General features: G+C 50.9%; 3 protein-coding genes. 2 read left to right on the top strand and 1 reads right to left on the bottom strand.

The features are described from left to right. The first annotated feature begins 142 nt into the window (after window positions 1-142). Complete coding sequence (gene treF / locus LQ777_RS27010) at window positions 143-1,750, top strand: alpha,alpha-trehalase TreF (RefSeq protein WP_232563392.1); 1,608 nt, start codon at window positions 143-145, stop codon at window positions 1,748-1,750. Between the two features lie 131 nt (window positions 1,751-1,881). Here the strand turns inward: treF and sugE are convergent, their stop codons facing one another. After that, the gene (gene sugE, locus LQ777_RS27005) at window positions 1,882-2,202 is read right to left on the bottom strand and encodes a quaternary ammonium compound efflux SMR transporter SugE (protein WP_232563391.1); all 321 of its coding nucleotides are present in this window, start codon (window positions 2,200-2,202) and stop codon (window positions 1,882-1,884) included. 509 nt (window positions 2,203-2,711) lie between these two features. Here sugE and LQ777_RS27000 point away from each other — a divergent pair. Next, on the top strand, window positions 2,712-10,709 hold the full coding sequence (locus LQ777_RS27000) for an ExeM/NucH family extracellular endonuclease (protein ID WP_232563390.1): 7,998 nt from the start codon (window positions 2,712-2,714) through the stop codon (window positions 10,707-10,709). Window positions 10,710-10,819 lie beyond the last annotated feature (110 nt).

Here is a 10,819-nt window from a genome sequence, read left to right as displayed (position 1 = left end):
ACGGGTCTGTTTAGCAGCAGGCCCGTTTCTGTCCGTTTACTTCGACAGGTATATCTTGATCAATTCAGAAACGATGCATTCGTGGATAGTAAGCCCAATCGAAGGGCAACTATCGGCGAATGCATTCTTAGTAAACACCACCATGCAGCGAAGACTTCCGTATTTTTTTCTACTTATCCTGTACCTGCTCACCCTAAGCGCTGGTTATGGACAGAAAGTTCGTGAGAAATCAGGAACAGCCAAGCAGGTATTAGTTAGCCCCGATGTTCAGTTCGGTCCGCTGTTTGAAGCGGTTCAAATGAACAGTGTCTTTCCTGATTCAAAAACGTTTGCCGATTGCACACCCAAATTTCCGCCGGCTACGATACTCGACAATTATAACCAGGCTCGTCAGCGCGCGGATTTTAATCTGGAAGCGTTTGTGATGCAGCATTTCACGATGCCCGTAAAGCCAGCGTCGGGTTACACCAGCAAAGCTGGTCAATCGATGCAACAGCACATTGCCGACTTATGGCCGGTGCTGACACGACCCGCGACTCCATCGGCGAAGCCGGGTCAGCAGTCCGGATCGTTGATTCCGCTGCCGAATTCGTACGTAGTTCCGGGCGGGCGTTTTAGCGAGATCTATTATTGGGACAGCTACTTCACGATGCTCGGCTTGAAAGCATCCGGAAAAGCTGATCTAATTCAAAACATGGTCAATAATTTTGCTTATCTCATCCGGACGTTTGGTTTCATTCCAAATGGCAACCGAACGTATTTTTTGGGCCGGTCGCAACCACCGTTCTTCTCGCTTATGGTCAACCTGCTCAGCGAAGTGCAGGGCCGTCGAATGTTGCTGCGTTATCTACCGGAATTGCAAAAGGAATACAACTTCTGGATGGACGGAAAAACGCAACTAACCAATCCGAATACAGCTTACCGTCGTGTTGTTCGTCTGGACGAAGGAATATTTCTTAACCGCTATTATGACGATAATCCGACACCGCGTCCTGAGTCCTACAAAGAAGATGTATTACTGGGTAAGAAAGTAAAAGACCCGCAAATGCTGTATCGGCATATTCGCGCAGGAGCCGAGTCGGGATGGGATTTCAGCAGCCGCTGGTTCAGCGACGGAAAACGACTTCGGACTATTCATACCACCGATTTTATTCCAGTCGATTTAAACAGTCTGCTCGTCAATCTGGAGCTAACACTGTCAGAATGTTACCGACTAAAGGGAGATTCTCGTCAGGCAGAAACGTATCGAAAGCTGGCTTTACAACGTCGTCGAGCCATTCACCGGTACTGCTGGGATGCGAAAAATCAGTTTTTCTTCGACTATGATTTTATGGCTCGAAAGCCTTCCCGGATTTACTCGCTGGCGGCAGTCTATCCGCTTTTCGTAAAGATTGCGTCGATGGAACAGGCGACTGCCGTTGCGGATAAGTTGAGGAAATCGTTTTTAAAGCCGGGTGGTCTAACCACAACCTTGGCTAGTACCGGTGAGCAGTGGGACGCGCCAAATGGGTGGGCTCCTTTGCAATGGCTATCAATCCAAGGATTGCGGTATTACCGACAAAACACGCTGGCGGATCAAATCAAAATGAATTGGGTAAGCGAAAATTTACGCGTGTACAAGGCCTCGGGCAAGATGGTCGAAAAATACGACGTTGTTCATACCGCAGCCGCTAAAGGTGGCGAATACCCTAATCAGGACGGGTTCGGATGGACCAATGGCGTGTTGGCTGTCTTGCTAAGTGAGCAGTAAAGGGTTTAACAACATGCTCTAATCACTATCGCTGCTCAAAGTTTTATCGATAAATCATTGTGGCTGTTGCTCATTGCACGCTGAGCAACAGCCACTTGTATTCTAGATAAAGGTTTTATCTGTAGAACCCACTAATGGTCCGAAGTAAGCTTTAGCAGAATAAGTCCAGCTACGATTAATAAGGCTGCGAGCAGGCGGGTAGGGGTAAACGATTCACCAAGGAAGAGTATACCAACTGCGAATGCCCCAATGGCACCAATTCCGGTCCAGATTGTATAGGCTGTACCCAGTGGTAGAGAGCGCATCGCCAAGGCCAGCAAGCCGAAACTGGCCATCATCGCGAGAATAGTAACAATGGAAGGCAATAGTCGGGTAAATCCATCCGACAGTTTCATGGAGTAAGACCAGACAACTTCCAACAAACCGGCTAGAACTAAATAAATCCAAGACATAACGATTACCGTTTTTTAAGTCGGGTCGTCCCGAATCGGTTTCCCGCTATGGGGGAGGTCGTCCTCCTGGCCTTATCAATCCGTGCAAGAGCAAAGAATAGATGAGGATGCAAAGTTAATACATATACTGCTTTTGTATAAAGAGCTCAACGGCTAGGGACCGGATCAGAGAAGCTGATAGTATTGCTTTTGTCAGCTATTCGTAAGAACGGATTTATTTAATGTTCAGTTACTGAAACATCAATTCACTGGAACAAAAGAAACTGTTGAGCTTATCAAAATTAGGTTTTCTAGTCGATTATGGTCATTTCGTCTACATAGTTCTAGCTCTATCTACTTTGTTTGTTAATGCAACATTATCAATCGTAAGTAACGTATTAACAGATTGTTAAATGCTAATAGTCTAATAAATAGCTCTGCTACTTTTGCTGCTACTAGACGATTACGTATACGGACTAAGTCTCTAACCGTATGCGGATTTGTCTTTACTAACTAATCCAAACTATAGTATGCAGCACGTTTTCTTAAACAGAGTCCTGCGGCTCTTCTGGCTGTTGTCGGTCATATGGCTGACTCAACCCGCCAGTTGGGCGCAGACAAATCCAACTCCCGTTCCCCTGGCTTCCCAGCCCAATTTCACGTACACAGAAGACTTCTCCGGCATTAGTGGCTGGGCCAACGGCTTTACAAGCGGTTCTGGGGCGAATCGATTCGCACCGATTGCTGTCAGCGGTACCGCCAACATTCCCAATGGCTCCCGCATAACGACAGCTTCATCAACGTTTTCGTCCGGTACATCGGGCGGAGTGCAAAAAGGATCGGGAAACATCGTTCTTTTATCAACGGGTGGGACTGATAACATGTCGAGCACCGGGTTCGATTTTTTAGTCGACTTTACCGGGCTGAAAGCAGAGTTACTTCGCTTTGATGTAGCTCAGATCAGTAACCAAACGGGCAACCGGGCCGGTACTATCAAAGTATACGGGTCGACGGACGGAACGACTTTCACTGATCTGGGGGGCGATTTTACGGCAATCAACAACGTAGTCAGTTCAGCGACAGTATCGGTTCCGTTATCAGCCGCATTCAGCAATGCATCTACGGCCCGATTCCGCCTTTATTATTACAATGGAGGAACCAATACGGGTGCTAATATTACTGGGTCGAGACCAAAGATTTCGGTCGATAACCTAACTGTAACGGGGTCTTCGCTTTCTACAGATCCATCAATCGTCGTTACGCCATCAACGTTGAGCGGGTTAAGCACATCGCAGGGAACTCCATCGGCTCCCCAACGTTACACGCTGACGGCAAATAACCTGGTAGCGCCCGTAACTGTAACCGCGCCATCGGGCATTGCGATTAGCTTATCAGCAGAAACTGATTATACATCGACCCTCTCGCTGCCTGCGACGACAACTTCAGCCATCGTCTACGCACGGTTAACGGGTGCCGCTGTTGGTGCCGTTACGGGTTCTATAACCAACACAAGCAATACAACGCTAACTGCTCCGGTTACCGTTAGTGGGCAGGTCAATGATGCAAATGCGCCGGCCCTAGCAGTTAATCCAGTTACCTTGTTCGGCTTTACGGCTGTACAGGGTACACCGTCTAACGCCCAGACGTTTACCGTAACGGCGACAAATTTGGGGGGCCAGGAAATTAGATTGTCAGCGCCAAACGGGTTTGAAATCGCTACAGCTGGCAGTTCATCTTATAATGCCAGCCTGTCAATTACACCCGCTGATACTAAGTCAGACATCGTTTTTAATGTTCGCACCAGTGCTTCGGCTCCGGCTGGTTCGCTCAGCGGTACAGTAACTATCAATAGTGGTTCGCTCAGCACAAATGTTAGCCTTAGTGGCACCGTCAGTGGCGGTGTGACCATTACGCGGATTTCATCCATCCAGGGAAGTGGCTCTACGTTTAATAGCGCCTTTGGTGGTGTACGGATAATTGAAGGGATTGTAACACGGCTTTTTTCTGGAACGAACCGGCTAAATGGATTTTACGTGCAGGAAGAAGACGCTGACAGCGATGGCAATCCGGCTACATCAGAAGGTATTTTCGTGTATGATCCAGCTGGACTCTTTACCGGAACCGTTGGCGACAAAGTACGCATCACAGGTACGGTAGCTGAATTCACCAGTTCCAGTAATGGCAACAGCAGTAGCCTGACGCAATTAACCAATCTAACGAACGTACTTAACCTCGGAGCGGCAACATTACCCACCGTTACCGATGTGGTATTTCCGGTCGCCAATGTTTCTGATCTGGAACGTTACGAAGGGATGCTCGTGAACGCCAAAGCCGCTAACGGTAATTTAACCGTAACGGAATATTTTCAATTAGGTCGCTACGGGCAGGTCGTTCTGTCAGCCACGGGTTCGAGCAATAATCCAGGAACAGACGCGCGGCTGGATCAGTATACGCAGTTTAATGCGCCCAGTGTTAGCGGGTACTCGGCGTATCTTGGTGAGATTGCAAAACGCCGGATTATTCTCGATGACGGTAGCACGGCACAGAATCCAGACCCCATTATTTTTGGTCGCGGAGGTAACGCATTGAGTGCGTCAAACACATTACGGGGTGGCGATGAAGTAAGCAATATCGTTGCCGTTTTGGATGAGCGGCTGGAAGGCTACCGACTTCAGACAACAACAGGTGTCAACTTTCTAGCAACTAATCCGCGGCCAAACACATCGCCAGCTGTAGGTGGTTCGCTGAAAGTAGGTAGTTTCAATTTGCTGAATTACTTCAATGGCAACGGACAAGGTGGCGGTTTCCCTACATCTCGCGGAGCTGATTCACAAACTGAATTTGCCCGGCAGCGAAACAAGACGATCCAAGCGATTGTCCAATCGGGCGTTGACGTATTCGCGTTGAACGAATTGGAGAATGACGGTTACGGAGCGAACAGCGCCATTCAGGATTTGGTGAACGGCGTGAATGCGGTTGCCGGTGCCGGTACGTACGCGTTCATCAACCCGAATACCAGCATTTCCAGCGATGAAATCACGGTAGCGATGATTTATAAGCCGGCTAAGGTAACGCCGGTCGGTGCTGCGGCAACGCTGACAAGCAGTTCAGCATTCAATACCGTTGGCCGCTTCCCACTCGCGCAAACGTTCCGAGAAAACGCAACGGGTGGCATCTTTACCGCTGTTGCGAACCACTTTAAATCAAAAGGGTCCAGCTCTGGCGGATCGGGTGATTCGGATGCGGGCGATGGACAAGGGCAATCAAATGGTACGCGTACCCGGCAGGCGCAGGATCTGGCTACCTGGCTGGCCACACGCCCAACGGGTACTACCGATCCGGACTATATGATCCTGGGTGATTTGAATGCCTACGCCCAGGAAGATCCATTGACAACGCTTGCCAGTCGTGGCTACACCAATCTGTTACCGAATACCTCATACTCGTATGTATTCGACGGGCAGGTCGGTTCGCTGGATCACGCGTTGGGTAGTGCAAGTCTGTTGTCACAGGTGAGTGGTGCGGAGAAGTGGCACATCAACTCGGACGAACCCAATATACTGGATTACAACGTCGAGTTTAAGACGACAAATCAGGTTAGCTCGCTGTACAATGCCGATCAGTTCCGTACGTCGGACCACGATCCGGTTATCATTGGCTTGTCGTTATCATCCCCATCGGCACCCTTGGCGGTAACCTTGTCGGCAAATCCAACAACACTGCTGACAACCAGTACAACCAGCCTGTCGGCAACCGTATCGGGTGGATCAGCGCCATACACGTACAGCTTTAGCGGACCGGGCCAAATCACATCGACTGGTAATACCGCATCGGTGTCAGGGCTATCGGCAGGTGTTCAAACCTTTACGGTTGTTGTTCGTGATGCAACGTCACCGACCATTCAGAGCGCTGTGGCGACAGCCAGCGTTACGGTATCAAATCCCGATCAAGCGCCGATTGCCTCAACCATCGCCAATCAGACGGCAACGGTTGGTACGGCATTTACCTTTACGGTGCCCGCCTTTACGGACCCCGAAAATCAGACGCTTACGTACGCAGCAAGTGGACTACCCGCTTCGCTATCGTTTGATCCGACAACGCGCATCATTAGCGGAACGCCAACTGTAACAGGTGTATCGACTCTCACAATAACGGCTACCGATCCGGCTAGTAACACCGCTAGTGCAACCTTCTCGCTGTCGATCAATGCTGCCGCCGAAGGACGTATTCGCATTACCGAGTACATGTACAACGGAACGCCGGGCGAATACGTTGAGTTGACCAACGTTGGAAACAAGGCTGTTGACATGACTGGCTGGAGCTACGACGATAACTCGCGCACGGCGGGATCGTTCTCGCTGAGTGGATTCGGAGTGGTGCAACCGGGGGAGTCTGTTGTTTTCACCGAAGCAGACCAAGCCATTTTCCGCACAGCCTGGTATTTACCCGCTTCGGTAAAGGTGATTGGGGGCAGCAACCAGAACCTGGGTCGTAGTGATGAAATAAACATCTACGATGCAACCGGTGCGTTGATTGATCGACTTATGTTTAATGATCAGACGATCACTGGTTCGGTTCGGACTGCTGATGTAAGTGGCTGGGTAGATCGGGCCAATCTGGGACTGAACCGCGCTGCTGCTTACAAACTTTCTGTAGTGGGCGACGCGCAGAACTCATACGTAGCAACTACGGGTAACCTGGGCAATCCAGGTGGGTATTATATCCCTCTCAACCGAGTGCTCGTTGTCGAATCTTCGGGAACGACGTCGGTAGCAGAAGGTGGAGCAACGGACACGTATACCATTGTGCTCAACAGTCAGCCGACTAGCGACGTTATGGTGACGATCAATCCGGGGACTCAACTGACGTTTAATCCGACTACGCTTACGTTTACTCCTGCTTCTTATAGCGTGATCCAGACTGTGACGGTAACAGCGGTTGACGATAATCAGGTGGAAGGTACGCACACGGCTCAGATCCTGCACAGCACAAGCAGCACCGATCCAGCTTACAATGGCATAGCTACCAATCCGGTTAGCGTAACCATTACCGACAATGACAATCCGACAACGGCGGTTCCGACAATTCGGGTAGCGGCTTCGACAACACCGTATCTGAATCTGCCCGCTGCGGGTCCGGGTTACGTTAGCGGTGTCATCAATGACCCAACCGATCCGGCAGCTACGCTCGGTGTTGATTTCACGCTGGCCGATACGGATACACCCGTTGCCAATCTGACTGTGACCGCCAGCAGTAACAATCCTTCTGTGGTGTCAACGCTCACCTTTACTGGTTCAAATGCCGCCCGTAATCTGAAACTGGTACCAACCGGAGTTGGCATTGCTGTAGTAACGGTAACTGTCAGTGACGGTACTAATAACGCTTCGTACGTCATTAATTATGCCGCTTCTGCTGCTTCGGTAACGCCAGCTACGACCCGTTTCCATACCGGAACGAGTGACGCGTCGACGGCAATTTTGGTGGATGCCAATACAATGCTGGTTGCTGATGATGAGAATCAGGTGCTTCGGCTTTACAACCGGCAGAATTCAGGATTACCCATTGCTGGGTTTGACTTTACGTCGTCGCTGGGGCTTACGGATGTATCGGGTGGTGGTGTACCGCGTGAAGTCGATCTGGAAGCGTCTACTCGTCTGGGTAACCGCATTTTCTGGATGGGTTCAGAAAGTAACGCCGATGGTGGAGACAACCGGCCTAACCGAAATCGGGTATTTGCTACGGATGTAACTGGCAGTGGTGCGGCAACAACGCTAAGCTACGTAGGTCGGTACGATTACCTGCGTAATGATATCATTGCCTGGGATGTCAATAACGGACACGGTAAAGGGGCTAACTATTACGGACTAGCGGCCAGCGCAACCGCAGGTGTCGGGTCGAAACAGCCAACTGGTTTTAACATCGAAGGTGTCGAACTGGCTCCTGATAACGCAACGGCTTATGTTTCGTTCCGGGCTCCTCAGGTGCCGCCGACGGATCGGAAAAAAGCGCTGATCGTAGCTGTTACTAACTTCATGACGCTGCCAACGGGTAACGGAGGCACACAGGGTAGCGCTACTTTTGGCGCTCCGCTAGAAGTTGATCTGGGGGGCCGGGGTATTCGGGAAATTCGTAAAAACAGCAACAACGAATACGTTATTGTTGCCGGACCTGCTGGTGATGCCGGAGCGGCTCCCAACGATTTCCGGTTGTACACCTGGACGGGAAACCCTGCCGATGCGCCTTTATTACGTTCCGCTGACTTATCGTCGTTGAATGCAAACGGTAGTTTTGAGTCGATTGTCGAGGTGCCCAGCCCGTTGACCAGTACGAGCCAGATTCAATTACTGGTCGATAACGGTGACGCCGTGTTTTACAACAACGGTACGATTGCGAAAGACCTCGCGCAGAACAACTTCAAAAAGTTCCGTTCGGACATTGTCCCGTTAGGTACGGCTCCCAACACCGCACCAACCGTAGCTAAGGCAATTGCCCCGCAAAGTGCAACCGTTGGCCAGAACTACACCCTTTCGCTGACGGGCGTATTCACCGATACCGAGACGCCAGATCAACTGACGCTGTCAGTAAGCGGCTTACCTGCTGGACTAAGCTTTACGGCTCCGGCTACCATCAGCGGCACGCCTTCTGTTAGTGGCGTCAATTCGGTTACGGTAACCGCTACTGATCCAGGAAGTCTGACCGTAGGTACTAGCTTTACCATCACGGTGAGCCCTGCCGATGTGCTACCTACCGTGCAACTGGCAGTCTTACAGCGCGATCCTGACAACGGGCAGCTTAATACCAACACCATTAAGCCGTATCTGCAACTTCGAAACGACGGTGATAACGCCATTGCCTACAGCCAGCTTACCTTGCGTTACTGGTTGACTTTGGAGAACCCGTCGCCGGTCAACGCTCAATTTAGCTACGTTCAACTCGGTGCTAACAACGTTCACGTACGCTATGTCGCTTTGAGTCAGCCCCGCCAGGGCGCTACCGGTTATCTGGAATACCGCTTTGATGCCGCTGCGGGTAGTCTCGCTCCACGCAGCAATTCGGGTGACATCCAGACTAATATCAATAAAGCCGACTACAGCTCTTTCTTCCAGGGGGATGACTACTCGTATGCACTCAACCGTGATTACACACCAAACAGTCGCATTACGGCTTATCTGAATGGATCACTCGTCTGGGGAGAAGAACCACAAGGGCAGGGACCTGTTGTTCCCACTCTGCTTAGTCTGGAGGCTTCGGCCAACCCGACAAGCTTGCTGACGTCTGGTTCGACAACTCTGTCCGCCAACGCTTCGGGTGGCAATGCGCCCTACAGCTACAGCTTCCAGGGACCAGGAACGATTCAGGTTAACGGCAGTACGGCTACTGTTTCAGGATTGACGGCGGGTGTACAAACGTTTACCGTTACCGTCACTGACGCTGCCTCACCGGCTCAAAGCGTCGCTAAAACAGTAAGCGTAACGGTGATGCAAGCGCCGGCCAACACAGCGCCAAGTCCGGGTAACAATACCGATCAGGGAGCTATTGTCGGTCGTTTCTTCTCGTATACGGTGAATGCGTTTACGGATGTAGAAACGCCAAACCAGCTAACGTACACAGCTAGCCTGAATCCAGCGAATGGGCTGAGCTTCGACGCGGCTAGTCGCATCCTGTCGGGCACGCCAAGTACGAGCGGTGTTGTTGGGGTAACCATTACGGCTACTGATCCGGGTAATCTTTCGTCGACGACCAGCTTCAATATCTCGGTGAGTCCGGCTCCGGTTGCCAGCAACACCCAGCTTGTTGTTCTGCAACGCGATCCCGACAATGGTCAGTTGAACACCAACACCATCAAGCCTTTTGTGCAAGTGCGCAACGAAGGCGATGGAACCATTCCCTACGAGCAGCTGACATTACGATACTGGTTGACAGTAGAAAATTCGTCTCCGCTCAACATCCAGTACAACTATGTGCAGCTGGGTTCGGGTAACGTTCAGGTACGCTATGTGCCGCTAAGCAGTCCTCGTCAGGGTGCAACGGGCTACCTCGAATATCGCTTTACGGCGGGGGCTGGCAACCTGGCACCACGCAGCAGCTCAGGGGAGATTCAGAGCAGCATAAACAAGGCTGACTACTCCGGCTTTAACCAGGGTGACGATTACTCGTACATGCTCAACCGCGACTACGCGCCGAACGCTCGTATCACGGCTTACTTAAACGGCGAATTGGTCTACGGGCAGGAGCCACCAGTAAGTTCTCGTATGGCCGCTCAGGAAGCGATTGCCGAGCTGGAGGTTAACGTGCTGGGCAACCCTGTTGTAAGCAACGAAGCACAGATCGAGATAAGTGGTGCCGAAGGTCAGCCGGTCCGGTTGACGTTGTTCGATCTTCAGGGTAAATCGCTGCATGAGGTTGCTATTGAATCGGTGAAAGCGAAGGAAAAGGTTAGCCTACCAGTAAGCAATGGTCAAGGTGTATTACTCTTGGAAGTAAGTACCCCAACGCAACACAAACAGGTCAAGCTCATCAAGTTCTAGCCAATGGAGTAAATAAGCGTTAAAAAGCCGAAGCCCGTACCTTGTGTATGGGCTTCGGCTTTTTAACGCATTCGCCAAGATCAGTCAGATAATGCTTACAACCGGAGTGT

It is taken from the genome of Spirosoma oryzicola (assembly GCF_021233055.1).
In the GTDB taxonomy this organism is placed as follows: Bacteria; Bacteroidota; Bacteroidia; order Cytophagales; family Spirosomataceae; genus Spirosoma; species Spirosoma oryzicola.
This window is presented reverse-complemented; position numbering and strand designations above follow the sequence as displayed.

What these genes read in the sequence shown, in the direction of transcription:
- treF (WP_232563392.1), top strand. Translation starts at nt 143, where the DNA reads ATGCAGCGAAGACTTCCGTATTTTTTTCTACTTATCCTGTACCTGCTC.
- sugE (WP_232563391.1), bottom strand. Translation starts at nt 2,202, where the DNA reads ATGTCTTGGATTTATTTAGTTCTAGCCGGTTTGTTGGAAGTTGTCTGG.
- LQ777_RS27000 (WP_232563390.1), top strand. Translation starts at nt 2,712, where the DNA reads ATGCAGCACGTTTTCTTAAACAGAGTCCTGCGGCTCTTCTGGCTGTTG.